This is a genomic window from Chryseobacterium sp. S0630 (assembly GCF_024158915.1).
Lineage (GTDB): Bacteria > Bacteroidota > Bacteroidia > Flavobacteriales > Weeksellaceae > Chryseobacterium.
The window spans coordinates 94,507-118,198 of record NZ_JAMZGF010000004.1 but is presented as its reverse complement, the minus strand read 5'-3'; the positions used below and the strand labels follow the sequence as shown (position 1 = coordinate 118,198).

General features: G+C 36.5%; 18 protein-coding genes, 7 tRNA genes and 1 other RNA gene. 11 read left to right on the top strand and 15 right to left on the bottom strand.

All coding sequences use genetic code 11. The annotated features are described in order from the left end of the window. Positions 1-511: 511 nt before the first annotated feature. The 10 genes from NK356_RS03040 to rpsU form a co-directional block, all read right to left on the bottom strand. Positions 512-583 (bottom strand) — tRNA-Thr (locus NK356_RS03040). Between the two features lie 42 nt (positions 584-625). Beyond that, a tRNA-Gly gene (locus NK356_RS03035) sits at positions 626-698 on the bottom strand. Positions 699-787: 89 nt separating this feature from the next. Then, positions 788-868 (bottom strand) — tRNA-Tyr (locus NK356_RS03030). An 18-nt stretch (positions 869-886) separates the two neighbouring features. Then, a tRNA-Thr gene (locus NK356_RS03025) sits at positions 887-960 on the bottom strand. 89 nt (positions 961-1,049) lie between these two features. Further along, positions 1,050-1,122 (bottom strand) — tRNA-Gly (locus tag NK356_RS03020). Between the two features lie 89 nt (positions 1,123-1,211). Next, positions 1,212-1,292: transfer RNA gene (locus NK356_RS03015), tRNA-Tyr, on the bottom strand. 18 nt (positions 1,293-1,310) lie between these two features. Next, positions 1,311-1,384, bottom strand: a tRNA-Thr gene (locus NK356_RS03010). A gap of 109 nt (positions 1,385-1,493) precedes the next feature. After that, on the bottom strand, positions 1,494-1,784 hold the full coding sequence (locus NK356_RS03005) for an HPF/RaiA family ribosome-associated protein (protein WP_034693158.1): 291 nt from the start codon (positions 1,782-1,784) through the stop codon (positions 1,494-1,496). Then, the gene (locus tag NK356_RS03000) at positions 1,781-2,668 is read right to left on the bottom strand and encodes a tyrosine-type recombinase/integrase (protein ID WP_253316236.1); all 888 of its coding nucleotides are present in this window, start codon (positions 2,666-2,668) and stop codon (positions 1,781-1,783) included. Before NK356_RS03000 ends, NK356_RS03005 begins: the two co-directional genes overlap by 4 nt. 78 nt (positions 2,669-2,746) lie before the next feature. Further along, positions 2,747-2,944 carry a 30S ribosomal protein S21 gene (gene rpsU, locus NK356_RS02995; protein WP_034693154.1) on the bottom strand — a complete coding sequence of 66 codons (198 nt, stop codon included), beginning with the start codon at positions 2,942-2,944 and terminating at the stop codon, positions 2,747-2,749. 269 nt (positions 2,945-3,213) lie between these two features. Here rpsU and ssrA point away from each other — a divergent pair. From ssrA to pyk, 7 genes are all read left to right on the top strand, one after another. After that, positions 3,214-3,615, top strand: a transfer-messenger RNA (tmRNA) gene (ssrA, locus tag NK356_RS02990). A 168-nt stretch (positions 3,616-3,783) separates the two neighbouring features. Next, complete coding sequence (locus tag NK356_RS02985) at positions 3,784-4,242, top strand: hypothetical protein (RefSeq protein WP_034693121.1); 459 nt, start codon at positions 3,784-3,786, stop codon at positions 4,240-4,242. Between the two features lie 383 nt (positions 4,243-4,625). Then, positions 4,626-4,865, top strand: coding sequence for an acyl carrier protein (locus tag NK356_RS02980; protein ID WP_002976354.1), 240 nt, complete (start codon positions 4,626-4,628; stop codon positions 4,863-4,865). A 34-nt stretch (positions 4,866-4,899) separates the two neighbouring features. After that, entirely contained in the window at positions 4,900-6,144 is a 1,245-nt protein-coding gene (gene fabF / locus NK356_RS02975) for a beta-ketoacyl-ACP synthase II (protein WP_034693118.1), read from the top strand. A 9-nt stretch (positions 6,145-6,153) separates the two neighbouring features. Next, positions 6,154-6,918, top strand: coding sequence for a ribonuclease III (rnc, locus tag NK356_RS02970; RefSeq protein WP_034693116.1), 765 nt, complete (start codon positions 6,154-6,156; stop codon positions 6,916-6,918). Then, positions 6,896-7,369: an IPExxxVDY family protein gene (locus NK356_RS02965; protein WP_034693113.1), complete on the top strand. Its 474-nt coding sequence runs from the start codon at positions 6,896-6,898 to the stop codon at positions 7,367-7,369. Before rnc ends, NK356_RS02965 begins: the two co-directional genes overlap by 23 nt. Beyond that, positions 7,362-8,807, top strand: coding sequence for a pyruvate kinase (gene pyk, locus NK356_RS02960; protein WP_034693110.1), 1,446 nt, complete (start codon positions 7,362-7,364; stop codon positions 8,805-8,807). The genes NK356_RS02965 and pyk overlap by 8 nt, the downstream gene beginning before the upstream one ends. Before the next feature lie 248 nt (positions 8,808-9,055). Here the strand turns inward: pyk and NK356_RS02955 are convergent, their stop codons facing one another. The 3 genes from NK356_RS02955 to hutI all read right to left on the bottom strand — a co-directional run bounded on the left by NK356_RS02955 (position 9,056) and on the right by hutI (position 12,715). After that, positions 9,056-10,348, bottom strand: coding sequence for an aldehyde dehydrogenase family protein (locus NK356_RS02955; protein WP_034693108.1), 1,293 nt, complete (start codon positions 10,346-10,348; stop codon positions 9,056-9,058). A 136-nt stretch (positions 10,349-10,484) separates the two neighbouring features. Next, positions 10,485-11,405 (bottom strand): formimidoylglutamase, encoded by a 921-nt coding sequence (hutG, locus tag NK356_RS02950; RefSeq protein ID WP_034693105.1) that lies wholly within the window; start codon positions 11,403-11,405, stop codon positions 10,485-10,487. 86 nt (positions 11,406-11,491) lie between these two features. Beyond that, on the bottom strand, positions 11,492-12,715 hold the full coding sequence (gene hutI, locus NK356_RS02945) for an imidazolonepropionase (protein ID WP_253316225.1): 1,224 nt from the start codon (positions 12,713-12,715) through the stop codon (positions 11,492-11,494). 259 nt (positions 12,716-12,974) lie between these two features. On the opposite strand from hutI, the gene ruvB reads away from it, so the two are divergent. From ruvB to coaE, 4 genes are read left to right on the top strand one after another with little or no spacing between them, the layout of a single operon-like run. Then, positions 12,975-13,997, top strand: a complete 1,023-nt coding sequence (ruvB, locus tag NK356_RS02940; protein ID WP_253316224.1) for a Holliday junction branch migration DNA helicase RuvB — start codon at positions 12,975-12,977, stop codon at positions 13,995-13,997. Between the two features lie 56 nt (positions 13,998-14,053). Beyond that, positions 14,054-14,665: an FMN-binding negative transcriptional regulator gene (locus NK356_RS02935; protein WP_253316223.1), complete on the top strand. Its 612-nt coding sequence runs from the start codon at positions 14,054-14,056 to the stop codon at positions 14,663-14,665. A 13-nt stretch (positions 14,666-14,678) separates the two neighbouring features. Continuing rightward, on the top strand, positions 14,679-15,545 hold the full coding sequence (locus NK356_RS02930; RefSeq protein WP_253316222.1) for an MBL fold metallo-hydrolase: 867 nt from the start codon (positions 14,679-14,681) through the stop codon (positions 15,543-15,545). Between the two features lie 9 nt (positions 15,546-15,554). Further along, positions 15,555-16,184: a dephospho-CoA kinase gene (gene coaE, locus NK356_RS02925; RefSeq protein ID WP_253316221.1), complete on the top strand. Its 630-nt coding sequence runs from the start codon at positions 15,555-15,557 to the stop codon at positions 16,182-16,184. Between the two features lie 140 nt (positions 16,185-16,324). Here the strand turns inward: coaE and NK356_RS02920 are convergent, their stop codons facing one another. Together NK356_RS02920 and NK356_RS02915 are read right to left on the bottom strand one after the other, a co-directional pair. Then, a complete protein-coding gene (locus NK356_RS02920) occupies positions 16,325-18,760 on the bottom strand; it encodes a fibronectin type III domain-containing protein (protein WP_253316220.1) in 2,436 nt (811 codons plus the stop codon). A gap of 458 nt (positions 18,761-19,218) precedes the next feature. Then, positions 19,219-23,649, bottom strand: coding sequence for a GEVED domain-containing protein (locus NK356_RS02915; protein WP_253316219.1), 4,431 nt, complete (start codon positions 23,647-23,649; stop codon positions 19,219-19,221). Positions 23,650-23,692 lie beyond the last annotated feature (43 nt).

The following is a 23,692-nucleotide window of genomic DNA, read 5'->3' as shown; positions in this document are numbered from 1 at the left end:
TTTCCGATAAGTATTACTGCTTATATAATAAATAAAAGCACTATACACCGTAATAAAAATAATTTCTTTTCTACCTATAATATTTATATCATAATAGTAAAATAAAAAAGTAAGAGGTGTAAAAATTAAAGTTAAATATAAAGGTGATAGTTTCTTTTTATAAAGAATTAGTATAAAATAAATGAAAAATATGATATATATAGAAAACTGAATAAAGTAAACTATCCTGTATAAAGGAATATTTGTAATGTCATGAAGCCAAATAAACAAAGTTCCCCCTAATCCTCTTCTTTTAAATCCACCGTCCTGATAATTAATAAGCCAATCTGCATAGCTCCATCCATTGTTATATTTATCGAAAAAATGTAAATTTTTATTTATATGCTTTAAAAGCGGAAGAACTAATAAAACAAGAATTGTTTTATAGTTTAAAATATAAACCAGAAAGGTTTTGTTTTTTTTTCACGGAATTGTGTTTTATACTTTTTATATTTAAATATAAAAAAATTAGAGCCAACTACGGGACTTGAACCCGTGACCTCTTCCTTACCAAGGAAGCACTCTACCGCTGAGCTAAGTCGGCATCAACTAAAAAAATCACACTAAGTAGCATGATTTTTTGTTGAGCGGAAGACGGGGGTCGAACCCGCGACATTCAGCTTGGAAGGCTGACGCTCTACCAACTGAGCTACTTCCGCAATTTTGTTTCCAAAACTATTGGTAAACGCTGTGCAAAACTAAGAAAACTTATTTAATCTTGCAAGTTTTTTTTTATAAAAATATAAAGTGGGGAGAGCAGGATTCGAACCTACGAAGCCGAAGCAACTGAGTTACAGTCAGTCCCATTTAGCCACTCTGGAATCTCCCCAAAAGTTTATATTTTATGAGCCTCCAGAGGGATTCGAACCCACGACCCCGAGATTACAAATCACGTGCTCTGGCCAACTGAGCTATGGAGGCATTTTAATAAAAGACTGAAACTGATCGAGAAACTCTACTCTACATATTTCAGTGTTAAAAAAAATCACCTTTATGGTGTGATTTTTTTGAGCGGAAGACGGGGGTCGAACCCGCGACATTCAGCTTGGAAGGCTGACGCTCTACCAACTGAGCTACTTCCGCAATTTTGTTTCCAAAACTATTGGTAAACGCTGTGCAAAACTAAGAAAACTTATTTAATCTTGCAAGTTTTTTTTTATAAAAATATAAAGTGGGGAGAGCAGGATTCGAACCTACGAAGCCGAAGCAACTGAGTTACAGTCAGTCCCATTTAGCCACTCTGGAATCTCCCCAAAAGTTTATATTTTATGAGCCTCCAGAGGGATTCGAACCCACGACCCCGAGATTACAAATCACGTGCTCTGGCCAACTGAGCTATGGAGGCAAATATAAAAAAGAATTCAAAAGATCGCTGTTCCTTTTTTGCGAGTGCAAATATAGAACGGATTTTTTGAATTCTCAAATATTTTATAAACTTTTTTTAACTTTTTTTCCTATGCCATTTCTTTTTTCTTGATTAATAGCTTTTTAGCAGTATCAACACAAAGGTCCAAACTTTCTTCAAAACTTGCAGATGTCTTCTTTACTACGATATCGTCTCCCGGAACCGCCAAAATAATCTCGGCTGTTTTATTTGCTTTATCAGCATTATTTTCTACTTTCAAAAATACCTTACACTCCTGAATCTTGTCATAGAAGGTATCCAATTTGCTAACTTTTTTGTCGATGTGTGACTCTAGTGGTTCGTGTGGTGTTAAACCGATTGATTGAACTGAAATCTTCATAATTCTTCTTTTTTTGATGCTCGAGGGTGAGCCTGATTAAACACTTTTTTCAATTGTTCAATATTAGCATTCGTATAGACTTGAGTACTGGCAAGACTGGAATGCCCTAATATTTTTTTCACTTTGGAGATCTCCGCCCCATTATCCAAAACGTGAGTAGCAAAGCTATGCCGAAGGATGTGAGGACTTTTTTTTTCTTTCGTTGTTATAAGACTAAGGTACTTATTAACTACCACATAAACAAATTTTTCGTTGAGTTTTTTCCCTTTCTTATTGACAAAAAAATATGATTTAAATTCTGTCTGCGGATTTCTTATTTCCAGATAACTTTTAAGGAGTTCAGACAGTTCATCGGAAATAGGAATTACCCTTGCTTTATTCCCCTTTCCTATTACTTTTAATTCATTTTCATATAAGTCAACATTCTCAAATATCAGGCCACAAAGTTCCGCTTTACGCATTCCTGTCTGATAAAGAACTTCCATAATGCATTTTTCAAGTACATCATGTACCTCCTCGAAAATCCTTTCATTAAGGTCTTCCATTTCCTCTTTAGACATAGGAATCTGTTTCTCAGCGTAAAACTTCAGAGAAGAAATACCTTCGGTAGGAGAAACTTTAATTTCCCCTATTTTTAAAAGAAAAAGATAGAAACTACGGAGCGAGGATAATTTTCTGTTGATACTTCTTTTAGAAATGTCATTTTCACTGAGTTCAACAATAAAATTCCGGATAATCTTTTTGTCTGCCCTGGCTAAATTTTCGGAAGATTCTGTTCGGAGAAAGAAATGGGAAAAGTCTTCAAGGTCTTTTTTGTAGCTTGTAATGGTATGAGGAGAATATCTTTTTTCGAATTGTAAGTATTCTAAAAACTTTTCCAGCATCATGGGTATAAAAATAAAAATTCACTCCTCAAATATAAGAATTTAAGAAGTGAATTAATATATGGTTAAGAAAAAATCTTAAGCCTGCTCTTCTTTGCTAAGCGCTCTTTGTTTGTAAGCCGCTTTTAGTCTAGCTTGTCTCAAAGTTACAGAAGGCTTAATAAACTGTTGTCTAGATCTTAATTGACGAACAGTTCCTGTTTTATCAAATTTTCTCTTGTATTTTTTTAAAGCTCTGTCGATGGATTCACCATCTTTTACTGGAATTATTAACATATTTTACATCTCATTTTGGATTGCAAAACTAGACAATTTTTATGAGAACACAAAATATATTGCAACAAACAATCACTCTTCCATCTTAAGTCTTAAAAAAAACCTTGTATTAAAGCCTGTTGACAAACAATAATATTTTATCCACAATAACTGGATATTCAATTATTAATAGCTTCAGGATACTCATTTTGTTTCCTAATTTCTATTAAAACCACGTACATTAATGAAATGTAAACAAAAAGCACTATCTTTGCCATCACTTTATTCATGGGGTTGACTGGTTTCGACAGCAAGACCAATGGGTAAGTAAGCATGCAGAGAACCGTAGCGCGATCTCTATAATCCCTTGCTACAAAATTTTAACTGGCAACGAAGAGTTCGCTCTTGCAGCTTAATATCGAAGTATAGTAGATCAAGCGTTTTCCCGAAGATTTCAGTAGGGAAGCAAGATATTCCACAAATGCTCTGTTCTGCGGCGTTTGATTCTGGGATATAGGAATGCGGAAATAAGGCTTTAGAAGCTTTGGCTAAAGTTCGAAAACTTTAGAAGATAAACTGGTAGTTGGGTGTCTATCCTCTGCCTCCAGTCGAAAACCAATGGTAGAATAAGCATGTAGAAAGCTTATGTATTGCTTGTTTGGACGAGGGTTCGAATCCCTCCAACTCCACAAAAACCGCTTATTTTATTTAAGCGGTTTTTTTATTTGTTTCTTGCAGATTACAGACTCTCAAAATTCAATAATTTGGTAATTAGAATAAATCCATATATTTACATTAATATTCTTTATTCTCTAATAAAAAGAGAATAGTAATTCATTGAATAACTAATAATCCATTTTATGAAAATTACAAAGAACGCTTTATCAATATCCCTTTTTGCATTTTTATTTTTAGTTTTAAGTTGTTCTGGAGATAATGATAATCTACTTGAAAAAGAAGAACCAACAGCACCTGTTCAAACTAAACACTTCAACCCACCACTCTGGATACAAGGCACATGGCATACAACAGAGACTCCTACTACACGCTTAAAATTTACTAAAGATGACATTATTTCATTAAATGACAATTCCAGTCTCAATGATCAAATAAACAAATCGAAAACTACAAATATAATATGGGCAGTTGAGCATGAAGCATCATCAAGTAGTGGATACGTTTATTTAATAACATATAGACCCACTACAGGGAGCTTATATAGTAATTCTGAATTTAGAGTTTATAAAATTAATGACACACTAATGCGAAGAATTACAGATTCTCCTTATTCAGTTTATTATGCCAAAGAAAAAGACTAGTAAATTAAAAAACATTGATTTCATATTTATTTCTTAAAGAAAATCATCTATTTAAATAGGTGATTTTTCTTATTTCTCATTGTTTACGACAAAAAAATGAACTCAATAATGCTATAGAATTTTACAATTACCCATTGGGTTTTATTCATATTAAGATAAAATTCTACCCGATCTCAAACTTTCTTATTGTAAAACATTTTACCGTTATTCAATTTAGATTTCAATATTTTACACATATTAAATATAACCTACTGAAAACGAAAAGACTAAACAGAAACAACCCAAAATAAAAGCTTCTGGTCCACAAAAAAGACTAAAAAAATGTTTTATCGTAAAGAATTTTATATATTTGCACCATCTAACAATTAAAAAAATAATTTACTATGTCAGACATTGCATCAAGAGTAAAAGCTATCATCGCTGATAAGCTTGACGTTGAAGAAACAGAAGTAACTCCTGAAGCTAGCTTCACTAACGATTTAGGAGCTGATTCACTAGATACAGTTGAGTTAATCATGGAATTTGAAAAAGAATTTAACATTCAGATCCCTGATGACCAAGCTGAAAAAATTACTACTGTAGGACACGCTATCGCTTACATCGAAGAAGTAGTAAATAAATAATATTCTTCAACAAAAAAGAAATTAAACAAAGTTTATGGAATTAAAAAGAGTAGTTGTAACCGGATTTGGAGCAATAACACCAATAGGAAATAATGCAAAAGAATACTGGGAAAATCTTGTGAAAGGTGAGAGCGGTGCCGCTCCGATTACTCTTTTTGATGCCACAAACTTTAAAACAAAGTTCGCTTGCGAGGTAAAAAATTTCGATCCGTTACAGCATTTCGATAAGAAAGAGGCTAAAAAGATGGACAGAAATACTCAATTGGGACTTGTTGCTGCAAGAGAAGCAGTAGCGCATTCCGGAATTATTGAAGACAATGTAGATAAAAACAGAGTTGGTGTAATCTGGGGTTCTGGAATCGGAGGATTAGAGACTTTTGAAACTGAAGTTTTAGGATGGGCCAATACGGAAATTCCGAGATTCAACCCTTTCTTTATCCCAAAAATGATTGCAGATATCACTCCTGGGCATATTTCAATTGAATATGGGTTTCATGGGCCAAACTATACTACTGTATCTGCATGCGCATCTTCAGCAAATGCTATAATTGATTCCAAAATGCTAATCCAGTTAGGAAAAGCAGACGTTATTGTGTGCGGAGGCTCTGAAGCAGCCGTTACAGCAAGTGGTGTCGGTGGATTCAACGCAATGATGGCACTTTCTACAAGAAATGACGATCCTAAAACAGCTTCAAGACCTTTTGACAAAGACAGAGATGGATTTGTATTAGGAGAAGGGGCAGGATGTATTGTTCTTGAAGAATACGAGCACGCTGTAAAACGTGGTGCTACAATTTATGCAGAATTACTGGGAGGAGGTCTGAGTGCTGATGCACATCACATGACTGCTCCACATCCTGAAGGCCTTGGCGCTTATCTGGTAATGAAAAGTTGTCTGGAAGATGCAGGCTTAACTGCTGATGAAGTAGATCATATCAACATGCATGGTACATCTACTCCATTAGGAGACATCGCAGAATCCAATGCAATTTCTAAATTATTAGGCGAGCACGCTTATGACATTCAGATTAATTCTACAAAATCAATGACTGGCCACCTTTTAGGTGCTGCAGGAGTTATTGAAGCTATCGCTGCATTGGGAACTATTATTCATGGTACTGTTCCTCCAACCATCAACCATTTTACTGATGATGAAAATATTGACAGCAGACTCAACTTTACGTTCAATACTGCTGTTAAGAAAGATGTAAAAGTAGCCATGAGCAATACTTTTGGATTTGGCGGGCATAACGCTTGCGTTCTATTTAAGAAAATCTAAATTCAATGAATGGAGTTACAGAAATACTTTTCTAAATTCCTTCTCAAAAAAAGAAAAAGACAATTAACGGAGAGAGAATATTTTCTCAGTACCGAGCTTAGAAAAGTTTTGGGTACAGAGGTACAGAATATTGCTCTTTACCGCGAAGCTTTTTCTTTGAAAAATTCTTCTAAAAATCAAGACAGCAATTACGAAAGACTTGAATTTTTGGGAGATTCTGTTTTGGGTACAATTATTTCTTGTCATTTGTTCCAGACTTATCCTCAGGCCAATGAGGGATATCTGACACAAATGAAATCTAAGATTGTTAATAGGAAAAACCTCAATAAATTAGGAGAAGATCTCAAGCTTACCAGCCTTTTGCAAAAGCAAAACAGCTCATCAGCTTTGGGAGAAAATATCTCTGGAAATTTGTTTGAAGCCTTAATCGGTGCTGTTTATTTAGACTTCCATTATGATGCCTGTAAAAGGATTATTTTGGAAAAATTGCTGACCCCTTCCGAGATCAATAAGCTTGAAAACAAAATTGTAAGTTATAAAGGTCTCTTGCTCGAATGGAGCCAAAAGAAGAAGGTCAATATAAAGTACGAAACCTGCGAGGAAATACAGGCTAATAAATCTATCGTATTTAGGTGTCATGTATGGCTGGGAGACGAAAAAATTGCTAATGCAACAGAGACTTCCAAGAAGAAAGCAGAGGAAAAAGCAGCACAGAGAGCATTTTATATTTTAAACAAAAAAGAAAATATACTTGGAAATTCAAAAACTTTATGATCTTGATGATATAGAATTTGAAGATATTGCCATAGGATTGGTAAGATTAGCCAAAGATGTACCTGCTCATGAGTTTTTCTACAAAATAAATCAAACCAACAACCTCAATTTTTCAAGAAAGAAAGATCTTGTCTTTCATGGAGGTTATTATGATTATTTTTTTCCAAGATTTGAAGCCTACCACAAGTATACGAAGACTTGTTTTACCTTCATTTCCAATAAATCTTCTGAAAGTAAGCAAAAAAAAATTCAGACAGAACTCTTTACAGAAGAAGAAAACATTAAATTTTTATTAAATAATCAGGTAGATGTGGAATATATTCTGCATAGTTCGGAACAGTTTCCTGATTTTTCCGTAATTTTGCTCCCTGAAAATCTTGTGTTTCCAATTCAAGATTATACACTGAGTTCTGATGAGGAACTTTATCAAATTATCCAGTATTATGAATAAGTATTTAAAGAAGACAAAAATTATCGCAACACTAGGACCTGCTTCATCGTCGAAGGAGGTAATGTTAGATTTAATGAAAGCGGGTGTTGATATTTTCAGAATAAATTTTTCCCATGCAGATTACGACTTAGTTCGAAAAAATATTGAAATAATTAGAGAGCTAAACAATGAGTACGGTTATTCTGTAGGAATCCTTGGAGACCTTCAGGGTCCTAAGCTGAGAGTGGGAGTTGTAAAGGAGGGATCTTACCTGAACCCGGGTGATATTCTTACTTTCACCAATGAAAAGATGGAGGGAGATTCCACAAAGGTGTACATGACTTACCAACAGTTTCCACAAGATGTAAAAGTAGGGGAAAGAATCCTTATTGATGATGGGAAACTAATGTTGGAGGTTATCGAAACTAATGAAAAAGATACTGTAAAAGCAAAAACTATTCAGGGAGGTCCGTTAAGTTCCAAAAAAGGGGTTAATCTACCTAATACAAACGTTTCTCTTCCTGCATTGACAGAAAAAGATATTCAGGATGCTAATTTCATGCTTGATATGGAGGTAGACTGGATTGCTCTTTCTTTTGTTCGTCATGCACAGGACATCATTGACCTGAAAGAATTAATTGCAAAACATCCGAACGGTAAATTCAAGACTCCTATTATTGCGAAAATTGAAAAGCCAGAAGGCGTTAAAAATATTGAGGAAATCCTTCTTGAATGTGATGGATTAATGGTTGCACGTGGAGATCTTGGAGTAGAAGTTCCAATGGAAGAAGTTCCTGCAATCCAGAAAAACCTGGTAGAAAAAGCAAGATTCTATTCCAAGCCGGTAATTATTGCTACTCAGATGATGGAAACCATGATCAATAGCTTAACACCAACAAGAGCGGAAGTAAATGACGTTGCCAACTCTGTATTGGACGGAGCTGATGCCGTAATGCTTTCCGGGGAAACTTCTGTAGGGAGATATCCGGTACAGGTTGTGGAAAACATGGCTAAAATTGTAAAGAATATCGAAACTACTCATTTCTATCAGCACAAAAATGAGCCTATCGAAAAAGATTACAACTGTATCGATGAAAGATTCATTACAAACAGGGTTTGTCTTGCAGCAGTAAGAATTGCTAAAACAACCAACGTTTCTGCCATTGTAACGCTTACTCATTCAGGGTATACAGCTTTCCAGCTTGCAGCACACAGACCAAACTCTCACATCATCGTATATAGTGGTAACAGAAGAGTAATTACCATGCTGAACCTTCTTTGGGGTGTACATGCCTATTACTATGACATGAAGAAGTCTACTGACGAAACGATCATTCAGGTAAATATGTTAACGCATAACTATGGTTACATTGAAACCGGAGATTTCGTAATCAACATCAATGCTACTCCATCATATGAAGGCGGAAAAACAAATACATTGAGACTTACGACAGTATAAGCAATAAGCAATAAGCAATAAGCAATAAGCAATAAGCAATAAGCAATAAGCAATAAGCAATAAGCAATAAGCAAAATTACTTTTTGTCAAAGCATAAAAAAACTCCCGGAAATGAATTTTCGGGAGTTTTTATTTATAGTTAAGGTTTACTGTTAACTTATAAACGTAATTTGTCATTCTGAACGAAACGGAGTGAAGTGAAGAATCTCTGAGACTCCTCTGTTCCCCGGAATGACATTATACCTAATTTAGTTACCTACAATCGTCTTAGCGGTCACAAATTCTTTTAAAGCTAATAAGGATAGTTCTGTTCCATATCCTGAAGCTTTTGATCCTCCAAATGGAAAACGTGGATCAGAACTTGTCATACGATTGATATTGACTGTTCCAGATTCAAGGTTTTCAATGAAGAATAGCTGACGGTCTTTATTTTGAGTCCAGACAGAATTGGAAAGTCCGAAAGGAATATCATTCGCCATCTGTAAAGCTTCTTCATCAGTTTTTGCAATCATAACCATACCAAGAGGTCCGAAAAGTTCTTCTTTTAAAATTGGATTTCCTTCCTGAACTCTGATTAAACCAGGACTAAATTCATTTTCAGAAACTCTTTCCAGAGGGATGATGATTTCAGCACCGTTTTCCAATGCTCTGTTGAACTGAGCTTCCAATTCATCAGCAAGGTCCGGTCTTGCCATCCCTGCCAGTTTGGTTTCTTTATCCAAAGGATCTCCGATCTCATATTTCTTATATTCTTCAATGAATATTGGTAAAAACGCATCTTCAATCTTTTCATCTATGATAAATCTTTTTGCTGCAGTACAGGTTTGTCCACAGTTTTGAAGTCTGGATTTTGCTCCTGCTTTTGCTGCTGCTTCAAGATCTGCATCATCGAAAATAATGAAAGCATCACTTCCGCCTAATTCAAGTAAAGATTTTTTGATATTTAAACCAGCTATTGAAGCTACTTCACCTCCAGCTTTTCCGCTCCCTGTAAGACTTACACCTCTTACAGCATCATGTTCAAGGATTTCTTTTACAGCTTTATGCCCTACTTCAAGATTCTGAAAAATACCTTCAGGAAAACCTGCTTCCAGAAGTACTTCTTCAATGGCATTTCCACTTCCGAAACAAATTGAAGCATGTTTCAAAACGATTGTATTTCCTGCTAGAATTGCAGGAGTAGCAAATCTCAGCACCTGCCAAAAAGGAAAGTTCCACGGCATTACACCTAAGATCACTCCTTTCGGAGCATAATGAACTTCAGAATAAGCAAATTCTGAATCAACTTTTTCTGGTTTTAATATATTTTCAGCAGTGGCATAATAATTCATCATTAAAGCACACTTTTCCACTTCAGCAATAGATTCTGAAATGGGTTTATTCATTTCTGTAGTAATTATTTTCCCAAATTTCTCCGAATTATTCTTTAAAATTTCCGCTGCTTTTGCAATTAACTTCTGCCTTTCCTCAAACGGCACTTTTCTCCACACTGAAAACGCTTTATCTGCTTTAATAAGCTTGCTTTCAATTAATTGTTCCATAATATAAATTTCTGTTTTAAATTCAGCTAATGAATTTATGAGCGCTTTTATTTTAAAAGCACGGTGAAATTAGCAAATTCCATTCCTTAAGGGTCAATAAAATAATGATTTTCTCTATCGGAAGAATATAACTTTCTTACATCATTAGCCATTCATTCACAAGACATGCTGCCAGTCTTGCTGTTCTGTCCTGGATATCAAAAGAAGGATTAACTTCTGCCACATCCAGCGCCAGTAATTTTTTATTTTTTAAGATATGTCTGTAAAAATGCATAAAGGCTGTATCTGCAAAGATACCATTATATGCTGCAGCCGAGACTCCGGGAGCAACAGATGCATTGAAGACATCCATACAAATGGTAAGATAGGCATAATCCACACTATCCAGCAACTCATCAATACGCTGATAGATAGACGTAAGATTTTCAAAAAATAATTCGTCTGCAAGAATATATTTCATCCCATACTGATGGGCCGTATCAAAAAGCTTCAACGTATTGGAGTTTCTCTGAATTCCGATATGCAAAGAATTGATAGGACCTTCCTGAGCAATCTGCCAGAATCCGGTTCCTGAGCTTGGCCCTACTCCATTTTCCGGCTGTCGGTTATCAAAATGAGCATCAATATTAATAATGCCTATCTTTTGTTCCGGGAAGGCTGTTTTAACGCCTAAATAATGAGCATAAGTCACTTCATGACCTCCACCCAAAACAAGGGATTTTCCTCCTTTCAAAAGTACTTTTGACACATTTTTGGCAAGATTATTCTGAGTATTTTCAAGATGACCATCCTCACAGGTAACATTCCCAAAGTCAAGCATTGAAAAGTCCGGAAGAATTACCGGAAAATTAGACATATTTTTCCTGATCACATCCGGAGCATCTTTCGCTCCCTGACGGCCTTTGTTTCTCCTCACTCCTTCATCTACAGCAAAACCATGCAATGCAAAATCTCCTGTAGAAATATTGTCGTAATTACGTTCTTCTTTTACTCTTTGAAATAATCTGTGATAGAGAAGTTCTTCTCCGTCCAATCTGCCTTGCCAAATATTACTCATTATTCAGTCATTTGCCTATTGTATGTCATTGAATAAGAAGATCTCAAATAGCTTATTCAATGACAAAGTATGGTTAATTTATAATTTTAAATCTGACTTCCATCAATGTATACATGTTCTGCATTTAAGCTTCCCTGATTGTAAAGTACATTCTGGAAATTATTGGTTTTAAAAGTGACAAAATCTGCCTTTTTTCCTACTTCCAGCTGTCCCCTTTCCTCAAGGTTAAGGGCATATGCAGCACGGAAAGTCATTCCAGCCAAAACTTCAGCGGTAGTTAGTTTCTGGAAAGTGGCTAAAATTGATGCCTGGGTAATTAAATTTCCCATTGGGGCAGATCCCGGATTCCAGTCACTAGCAATGGCTACAATAGCGCCCGCATCTAATAATTTTCTTGCCGGAGTAAATTTCTCACCCAATCCTAAACTCGCTCCCGGAAGGGCTGTTGCCACCGTATCAGATTCTGCCAAGAACTGAATATCTTCATCTATTGTTGCTTCCAAATGGTCTGCAGACTTCGCTCCTACTTCTACGGCAATTCTTGAACTTCCAGGGGTAAACTGATCTGCGTGAACGGTAATTTCAAAGCCTAATTCTTTTGCTTTAAGTAAGAATTCTTTACTTTCTTCAGGTTGAAAAGCAGACTTTTCGATAAAGATATCTACTCTATTCGCTAAATCTTCTTCTTTTACTTTTGGTAAAATTTCGGTGATGATATATTCCAGATATTCGGGATTGCTTCCTTCAAAATCTCTTGGTTTTAGGTGGGCTGAAAGACAGGTTGGAACTAAAGTAGCTCTAGTTTCACTCTGTGCTTTTTTAATAATTCTAAGCATTTTCAACTCGTTTTCCACATCCAGACCGTATCCACTTTTCACTTCAATGGTCGTAATTCCCAGATCAACCAAAAAGTTGATTCTTTCTCCTAAAGTTTTTAACAATTCTTCTTCTGAAGCATTTCTTGTATGCTGCACGGAACTCCAGATTCCACCGCCACTTTCTGCAATCTCCAGATAGGTTTTCCCTGCATTTCGCATGGCAAAGTCATTTGCACGGTTTCCTCCGAAACAAATGTGGGTATGTGAATCTACAAAAGCAGGAAGAACAACCTGTTCTCCTTCAATGTGTTCAATTTCTATGGTAGGATTTTCTGTTTTTAATGTTTCAAAATTTCCAACTTTCCGGATGGTATTCTGATCTACTACAATTCCTCCGTCTACAATAATTTCCAGCTGCTCATCGGAAAGTTTTCCTCTTAAGGGTAAGTTAGCAAGCGTTACCACCTGCTTAAATGGTCCTATTAATTTCATTAGTTTAAAGTTAATGCGATGTTTAGATTCAAGCTGACTCATTTTTTATCAGTATTCTTTTTCTAAACATTCAAAATTTCATTAATTTTTATGAATAATTTCTCCTCTCAAAAATACTTAAAATATCCCAATTATTTAAATCTTAGCTATTCTCATTTTCAACCCTGGCATAAACCTCTCTATCAATCTCAACGTTTTCTCAATCTGCCCTTCAACCTTTGTCTAAATTTGCTATCTTTGAAGTAAATGAAATGAATTAATGCCAGATTTTTTACATCCAGATAAGGAAAACTACTCACGAGAGGAGCTGATGCAGGAAGAACAGATCCGTCCCCAGAGCTTTAAAGATTTTGCGGGACAGAGAAAGACGCTGGAGAACCTTGAGGTTTTTGTTACCGCTGCGAAAAGACGTGGCGGAGCACTAGATCATGTTTTATTACATGGTCCACCGGGGCTTGGTAAAACGACTTTAGCCAATATTATCGCTAATGAACTTGGGGTAAATTGTAAGGTTACTTCGGGTCCTGTATTGGATAAACCTGGAAGTTTAGCTGGTTTATTGACCAATCTGGAAGAAAATGATGTTCTTTTCATTGATGAGATTCACCGTCTTTCTCCTGTAGTAGAGGAATACCTGTATTCTGCAATGGAGGATTATAAGATTGATATCATGTTGGAAACAGGTCCTAATGCAAGAAGTGTACAGATAGGGCTGAATCCTTTTACTCTCGTAGGTGCTACGACAAGAAGTGGTATGCTTACAAAACCAATGCTTGCCCGATTCGGAATTCAAAGCAGACTGGAATATTATTCTGTTGAACTTTTGTCTATGATTATTCAGAGAAGTGCAAGGGTTTTAGGAGTAGTTATTTATGAAGACGCAGCGATCGAAATTGCGAGACGAAGCCGTGGAACACCGAGGATTGCTAATGCATTACTGAGAAGAGTACGTGATTTCGCTGAGATCAAAGGAAATGGTGAAATTGAAATCAAGATTACAAAATATGCCTTGGATTCTCTTAATGTAGATGAATTTGGACTGGATGAAATGGACAATAAAATCATGCGTGTCATGATTGAAAACTTTAAAGGAAAACCTGTTGGTATTTCTGCTCTGGCAACATCTATTGCAGAGAATCCTGAAACGCTGGAAGAAGTATATGAACCGTTTTTGATTCAGGAAGGGTTTATTATCCGTACTCCAAGAGGACGAGAAGTTACTGACAAGGCTTACAAGCATTTAAATATTACAAGGCCTAGAAACCCGGGAGAGCTATTTTAATTCAAAGTTTTGAGTTCAAGGTTCAAAGTTTAAGGTTAATGAGAATTGATTAGTTTATGTTTATACCTAAGTTATACAGAAGTGAAGATTTGGATGTGATGAAGAAGATCATCAAAGAAAATTCTTTTGCTTTACTGATTTCTTCCGTAGATAAGATACGGGCCACTCATTCTATGATGATGCTTAATGAAGATGATCCTGAAAATATTTATATTGAAACTCATATTTCAAGAGCTAACCCGCAGGCCAAAACTTTAAAAAACGGAGATGAAGTTCTTTGTGATTTTCTGGGAGCTCACACTTATATATCCAGCAGCTGGTATGATCATATCAATGTTTCTACCTGGAATTACGAGGCAGTGCAGATTCATGGAAAAGTTGAAATAATGAATCATGATGAGCTGTATGCTCATTTGGATAAATTAACGTCTAAATATGAAAGTTTTCAACAATGCCCAATGATGGTGAAAGACATGGGAAAAGAATTTGTAGAAAAAGAAATGAAGGGTGCTTTTGGGATTAAAGTTATTCCAACCGAAATATTTATCAAACAAAAACTTTCTCAGAACAGAAAAGAGAATGATTTTAACAACATCATTACTCAGCTTGAACAAGCTGATGATAACGCAAGAAAAATTGCGGAGAAAATGAAAGCAATAAAAAAATAATCAAAATATACATATGAAGTTATATCCAATACAATGTGGAAAATTTAAACTGGACGGCGGTGCTATGTTCGGAGTCGTCCCGAAGAGTCTGTGGGAAAAAACGAACCCTGCAGACGAAAAAAACCTAATCGAGCTGGGAACACGTTCTCTGCTTATTGAAGATGGAAAAAAACTGATCCTGGTAGACTGCGGTCTTGGAAACAAACAGGATGATAAATTTTTCGGCCACTACTCTCTTTGGGGAGATGATACTCTTGATAAAAATCTTAAAAAATACGGCTTTGTAAAGGAGGATATTACGGATGTATTCCTTACCCACCTTCACTTTGATCACTGTGGTGGAGCTATTGAATGGAATGATGATAGAACCGGATACAGACCAGCCTTCAAAAATGCCAACTTCTGGACGAATGAAAATCACTGGCAATGGGCAACAGAGCCTAATGCAAGAGAAAAAGCCAGTTTCCTGAAGGAAAACATTATGCCAATGCAGGAAAGCGGGCAACTGAACTATTTGCCACTTCCTACTACCGGAAACTACGGTTTCGCTCCTGATCTTAAAATGGACGTTATCTTCGTAGACGGGCATACAGAAAAACAAATGCTTCCGGTAATCCAGTATCAGGAAAAAACTGTTGTTTTTGCGGCAGACCTTATTCCTACAGCAGGACATATCAACCCGGTATATGTGATGGGATATGATACCCGACCTCTTTTAACAATGGAAGAGAAAGCAAAGTTCCTGAAGCAGTGTGTAGACAATGAATATTTACTGTTCTTTGAACACGATGCTCATCATGAACTTGCAAGTCTTAAAATGACCGAGAAAGGAGTGAGACTTGATGAGACGTTTAGCTTTAATGATGTTTTTGGATATTAATTTTTAATCATGGAAGAATTACATTCAGAAACACAGCAGACAGAGCCGGAACCAGCACCCAAGATCATTGGTTTAACAGGAGGAATAGGTTCTGGAAAAACTACAGTAGCACGCTTTATAGAGGAATTCGGTTTTCCGGTTTATTATTCCGATGACAGAGCTAAAGCCATTGTCAATGAGAGTGAAGACCTGAAAATAAAAATCAAGGAACTTCTTGGCGAAGAATCTTATGATGAAAATGGGTTATATGACAGAAAATTTGTGGCTGATCAAGTTTTTAATAACAAAGATCTGCTTCAGCAATTGAATGAGATCATCCACCCCGCTGTAAGAATAGATTTTGAAAACTGGGTTAAGAAACAAACCAAATATTTAGTTTTTAAAGAAACAGCTTTATTGTTTGAATTGAAACTTAACAGACAATGTTATAAATCTCTTTTAGTAACTGCTGAGGATAATATCAGAATTAAAAGAGTAATGGACAGGGATAACAAAACCTATCGCGAGGTAGAAGCTGTCATGGAGAAACAGATGCCTGAAAGGGATAAAATTAAAATGGCGGATTGTATCATTTACAATAATACCAATCTGGAAGAACTAAAAGAACAGACTGAAAAAGTAGTTTTCAGTATTGAATAAATAAGAACTCGTTAGAAGCTTTTCTAACGAGTTTTTTTCTGCAAAAAATAATTCCTGAGGATTATATTTCCAATGAGATATTTTAATAAAAAAATAAGCCTCCATAAATGAAGGCTTATTCTATTTGAAATTTAAATGACTTATTCTTTTATAAACTTCTTTTGGATGGTATTTCCGTTATCTTCAATATATATTATATACACACTGTTAATCAATTTACTCATATCAATTTTATTATTTAGGATAATTCCACCTGATATAAATTGGCCGGAAATATTGTATAACTTATAATTAGCTTTTCTACTAATATTTTTTACATATAATAAAGTGCTTACCGGATTCGGATAAATCAGAATTTCATTCTGATCAAGTAAGTTAAGGACTTGTTTCTTTTGAATAATCACTTTATAATCCTCTACTTCTCCGTTTTTGAAGTCTGTACAGTTTAAAGGGATACCGTCTCTTGACATAGCTACTCTCATCACTACATATTTATGGTCTGTCATACTTACAAAAGCATCTGCAGGTACATTGAATTTTCCTGAAACAGGACTGTTTGAATTTGGGGAAGAAGTGAATACTCTTTCGTTGATGTCAAACTCTCCGTTTCTGTTGAAGTCAATCCAAACTGCGATTCCTTCGTTGTAAGTATTTCCTGTCCATTTCTTCTCAATGATGATCTCATTGTCAGTTGATCCCTGGATCATCTCGATGAATGTTTTAGGAACTCCGGTATAATCTGTATAAGTAGATGCTCTGGATTCATTCTCCATAGTGTTCTTACCTGTAGGCTTCACGGTAACTTTAGAAATATACTCTCCTGTAGAGTTTTCAGCCTTCATCTTACAGTAGATTACTGTAGGAGTTGTAAAGTAGTAAGGAGGAGTATAGCTTCCTGGCGTACCATTACAGATATTTACTACCTGCATTTCATATTTCGTTAATTCTGTAAGACCTGTTAATACAAGGTTATTAACTAATGATGGTACTTCTGTCCAACTTGGAATACCTACTTTTCTATATCTGAGAACATACGTTGCTCCCGGGAACGGATCCCACTGAATAGCCGCTGATGTAGGAAGCAATTGAGTAATTGTTAATCCTGGAGGTGGAATCTGGCATATTCTTCCTGTAGTAAATACTTTAGGGTTAGAATATGGATTTAGAACTGTACTTCCAACACATTGATTCGCAATTTGTACTTCATATGTTTTATTGATGCCTAACCCCGTAAGATTAAACGTATTGGCGGGAGGTACTGGCAGCGGTACCGGGTTCCATACTGCCGTTCCTACTTCTCTCCATCTCATTACATAAGTAGACAATGATGAAACCGGCAACCATTCGATCAAAGCAGATGTTGATGTAATATTACTTACTATTACATTTGGAGGAGCAGGATCACATCTTGTTACAAACTCATTATGAGAATAAACTCCTGCTGTTCCATTACACATTGCTGCAATTTCAACTTCATATGATGTACCGGGTAATAAATTAGCCATACTAAAAGTATTCATTACCTGTGGAGGTAAAGCAGCAGCCTGATTGTTCGTTATCCAGTTTAAAGTTCCAACAGGCCTGTACCTTATCTGGTAGTTTCCTACACCGTTATTACGAGGCCATCGTACAGAAGCAGAACTATGAGTTATCCCAGCTACAGTAGCTATTGGAACTGCAGTATTACATGCTAATGTTGTAAAACTTCCTCCCGAAACCCATAGGCTTTGATTAGTACCACACACAGAACGTATCCACCAGTAATAAGTAGTACTTGGCAACAACTGAGATAAGTTTGCAGAAACAGTATTGGAAGAACCGGTAGATGCTATATTTTGATTAGGGGGAGTATTTGTTGTTGTCAGATAATATTCATACCCATTAGCCGGAGGTAAAGCCGGAGCGGTCCAATTCAGCTGTGCTGTAGTAGATGTTATTAAAGTTACAGGCATAGGTGCAGGAAGAAAACATCTTCCAAGATAAATATTATCCACCGCAGCTGGTGGCTGAGCTCCGCTATTATTATTATTTCTCCATTCAAATACTAAACGAAGATTTGATCCTGCAAAACTGCTTACATTCAAATTTGCATTAGTATAGGTCTGCCATGCTGGTTGTGTATTAAAATTAGAACCTACTTTTATTCTTCCAGCTCCTGCGGTAATACTTGTCCCTGCTGCCGGAGTAAAAGAAGTGGGCACAAGCCATACTGTAAGATAATCCCGATCATTTTCTCCTGCAGCTCTCCAATTGAAAGATAAAACAGTATTGGTAGTTCCTGCAGGAATAACAATATCTCTATAAGTATGAACAATACTGGCAGAACTTGCATTATAGGCATTTGTACCTCCATTTGTATTGGAGATATAAATAGCATCAGAAGGATTTCCTGCCGCACTGCCATGTTCCCATTTATTTGATTGAGTACCATTCACAAAAGTAAAATCCCCATCATCAACACTGAAGTCTTGTTTATAAGGAAAAGGAGCAGGAGCAATCACATTACAGGATGCAAGTACTAAAGCAACAATAAAGATACTTAATAACTTAAACACAATAGATTGTCTTGTTCCCATCTAAGAAAAATTTACTTTGTTTTGACAAATTATTTTTGCTTTTACAATGTTTTGATTCAACAAAGCCAGATAAGTTACCTTGCCAGAACCAGCAGTTTCAACTTCCCACTTTTGAATGTTTAACAGACAGAAGTGTGCATCAATTAAAAAGAATAGAATTTTACTCATTTTGTATAAATTGTTTTGATTAATAATAACATTTGAAGAAAATGACACTTTACTTGAGTACTCAAAACTATTATTAATTTCATAAAATAAAAACAAATAAACATCATTTTAACACAACAAGTAGCTAATACGTATTAAATAAAACACTATTTACCCTGTTTACGTTTTTAATATTAAAATAACCACTTTAAAAGTTTTTAACTGTTCAAAAGACTTGTTATGGAATCTTATAGACAAAAAAAAATAAGCCTCCATTTCTGGAGGCTTATTCTATTTGAAATTTAAATGACTTATTCTTTGATAAATTTCTTTTGGGTAGTATTACCGTTATCGTCGATATCAATAACATACACACCGTTAATCAATCTGCTTACATTGATCTGGTTGTTTAGTAAGATACCGTCAGCAATTACCTGCCCAGCAGCATTGTAGATCTTATATTTAGCTCTCTTGCTAACATTTTTCACAAACAATACTGAGCTTACCGGGTTAGGATAAATCATAACACTTGTCTGATCAATTGGATTAGCAACAGTCGGTTTAGAGATTCTTACCGTGTAATCCTCTACTTCTCCGTTTTTGAAGTCAGCACAGTTTACAGGGATACCGTCTCTAGACATTGCTACTCTCATCACTACGTACTTATAGTCTGTCATACTTACAAAAGCATCTGCAGGTACATTGAATTTTCCTGAAACAGGGCTGTTTGAATTTGGTGAAGAAGTAAATACTCTTTCGTTGATATCAAACTCTCCGTTTCTGTTGAAGTCAATCCAAACTGCGATTCCTTCGTTGTAAGTGTTTCCTGTCCATTTTTTCTCGATGATGATCTCATTGTCAGTTGATCCCTGGATCATCTCGATGAATGTTTTAGGAACTCCGGTATAATCTGTATAAGTAGATGCTCTGGATTCATTCTCCATAGTGTTCTTACCTGTAGGCTTCACGGTAACTTTAGAAATATACTCTCCTGTAGAGTTTTCAGCCTTCATCTTACAGTAGATTACTGTAGGAGTTGTAAAGTAGTAAGGAGGAGTATAGTTTCCTGGCGTACCATTACAGATATTCACTACCTGCATTTCATATTTCGTTAATTCTGTAAGACCTGTCAATACAATGTTATTAACTAATGACGGTACTTCTGTCCAGCTTGGAATACCTACTTTTCTATATCTAAGAACATACGTTGCTCCCGGGAACGGATCCCACTGGATTGCCGCTGATGTAGGAAGCAATTGAGTAATTGTTAATCCTGGAGGCGGAATCTGGCATATTCTTTCTGTAGTAAATACTTTAGGGTTAGAATATGGGTTCAGCGTTGTTTCACCATTACACTGGTTAGCAATCTGTACTTCATAAGTTGTATATGGCTCTAGAGGAGTTACACTTCCTAATACATAAGTATTGGCTGGAGCTGCTGGTAAACTTATAGTAGCCCATGCAGTAGTACCTACTTTTCTCCATCTCATTGTATACGTAGAGCTTGCTGCAAGCGGAGACCACGTAATTAATGCTGTTGTTGGAGTAATGTTACTTACTGTTACATTTGGAGGAGTAGGATCACATCTTGTAGTGAATGTCTTGATTGGAGTTGCTGTTCCAACGATATCTCCACAAATAGCTGCTACCTCTACTTCATAAGTAGTAGCAGGTGTCAATCCGCTGATTACTAACGGAAGGTTACCCAATTGTGCTGAAGCATATACTTGCGTCCAAGCTGTTGTTCCCTGAACTCTGTATCTCACCACATAGCTCACTCCTGCTCCTGTGATAGTAACAGTAGCTGTTGTATGCGTTGTTGTAAATGTTGGAGCATTAGGAGTTGCATTGCTACAAGGTCTGATTCTTACTCTATAGTCTTCCACTTCTCCATCTACTGCATTCTGACACATTGTAGGAGCACTTGTACGTTTCAGTACAACTCTCATAGTAGTTGTCAATGGTCCTGTGTAAGCAGTTGAAGGAACAGCAAAAGTAGCTGTAACCGGAGTCGTTGTATTAGCTGGAGAAATTAGAATTCTCTCAGCATCTGTAAACTGTCCGTTTCTGTCAAAGTCAATCCAAGCTGTTACAGCATCGTTACCTGTTGCACCTGTCCAACCTTTTGCAACAGAGATTTTGTTATTTTGAGAATTTACATCTAAAGTAACAAGAGTCTCAGCTGTAGTATAGCTTGTATAGTTTGTCTGTACTGAAGTATTATTCATTGGTGGAACTCCAAGATTCGAAGAGGTAACTGTTACATTCGAAATATGGTCATTCGTTCCGGTACCTGTCATAGGACAGTAAGACAATGGAGGTGTTGTAAATGCTACTGATGATGAGTAAGACCCTGTAGAACCGTTACAAGTTGTAGAAACCTGAACTTCATAATTGGTTTGCTCTGTAAGACCAGTAATTCCGTAGAAGTTCTGACCAGCAGGAACTGTAGCTGTTTGCCAAGCTCCACTTGGAGCAACTCTCCATCTTATATTATATGTAGCACCCGCAGTAGCAACCCATGATACCGTTGCTGTAGTAGCACCAATATTATTCACGGTAATATTTGTTGGAGCAGCTGTTGAACAAGGCTGAGCATCTACAAATTTTACTGCATAATCTTCTACTTCTCCCTGGCTGAATGTACCACAAGGATTAGCATTATCAAAATATCTCATTACTACACGCATACGAGTAGGAAGAGTTCCTGTATATACGTTACCACTTGCAACCGTAGGTACTGCGAAAGTAGCCGTTACAGGGGTAGTTGTGTTATAGGTAGTATTAAGAATTCTTTCACTGGTTTCAAATGTTCCGTTTCTGTTAAAATCTACCCATGCTGAAACTCCATAAGATGTAGGAGAACCTGGCCAGTATTTGTTTACAGAAATTTTATTATTTGCTGAACCTCTTTCAAAGATCACTACTCTTGTAGCATCTGTTGTATAATCTTTATAATTGTCAGATCCGGAATTACTCAACATAATAGGAGTATTCGTAGGAGTAACAGTTACATTATTAATATATCCGCTTGTCGCAGTATTACTTGTAGGACCTGCTGTACAATAAGTAAGAGCTGGTGTTGTAAAGGTAACACTTGGTGAGAATGCACCTGTTGTTCCTCCACAAACAGTAGCAACCTGTACTTCATAGGTAGTCTGCTCCAATAATCCGGTAAGTATTTGATTACTGATTAATGGTGTATTTACAGCAATCTGCTGCCAAGCACCAGAAGGAGAAACTCTGTATCTTACTATATAAGTAGCTCCTGTAGCTGATGTCCAAGTAACATTAGCTGAAGAAGGAGTGATGCTATTTACTGTAATATTAGATGGTGGTGCTGTAGTACAAGGTGATAAATCTATAAATTTTACTGCATAGTCTTCAGTTTCACCATAAGAGTATGTTCCACAAGCGTTGATAGGGCTGTATTCGTTTAATACAACACGCATTTTTGTAGTCAGGTTTCCAGTGTAAACACCACCTGCAGCATTTGGTACTGTAAATGTAGCTGTAACTGGAGTTGTTGTATTACTTGGTGAAGTAAGTACTCTTTCATTTGCTTCAAAAACACCATTACGGTTAAAGTCAATCCAAACTCCCGTTAAGAAGCTATATTGATACCCTGGCCAAGTTTTTGAAACAGAAACTGTAGCAGTACCACCTCTTACTAAAGTAACTACTCTCGTAGGATCTGTACTGTAATCTGTATAACCACTTTGATCAGAGTTACTGTTCATTGATGGCGCTCCTTGTGCATTCACAGAAACCTGGTTGATATATCCATCAATAAATGTACTTGTAGCACCGGAAGCACAATATGTAAGAGCCGGTGTTGTAAAGTTGACGCTGGAAGAGAATGCTCCCTGAGAGCCTCCACAGACAGTTGCTACCTGAACTTCATATTGAGTTTGCTCAGTTAATCCGGTAATCAGCTGATTCCCAACCAAAGGAGTTGTAACGTTAATCGTTGTCCAAGCTCCACCTGATACAGGTCTGTATCTTACAACATAAGTAGCTCCTGCAGAAAGATACCAAGCTACGTTAGCTGAAGTTGTTGTAAGGTTTGAAACTGTAATATTAGTAGGCGGTGCTGCTGAACACGCTGGCAACTGGTGACTTTCCAGCTGGATTCTTGGAATATCTGCAAGTCTGTCTTTTGCAGAAGGAGGTGCAGCAGGATCTGGGTTCGTTCCATCTTCATAATAGATGATCCCTCGGTTTGCCCCTGCATTATAAGATCCCCAAGCCGTACCTGGTGAAGATGCGTAACCTGGAGTTTTTTCATTTACAGCAACCACAAGATTGTCTGTTCCATTCCATAAAAATGGTGTAGCTAATTGAAGCGTTACCCAGTTTCCATTCGTTAAGTTAGGTAAATCTCCGGCATACACCTGAGTCAGAGAACTTAGCGGCACCCAGTTTGTATTGGATGTAAAGGCAGTCTGGGTTGTATTTCCCATGTATACCACCCAATCCTTATATACAGCCTGAGAGGTTGCAACAGTAGTGGAATAAAACTTTATAGCTGTGATATAGTTCGACGTACCAATGGCAGTCGTAAGTTCCGCAGCCGTATAGATCTGCTGGGAATAACTATACCCATAGTAGGAACGTATGGGGAGATACACAGAGGTACCCGTTCCTGTCCCGATCTGTCCTGCCTGAGCCGAGACTTTGGATACAAAGCCTGTACAAATCAAACAGAGAAACAGAATTAAAGAGGTAAAGAATTTCTTCATAATGTTTTCATTATAATATTAATCACACAAATCTAATCATTTT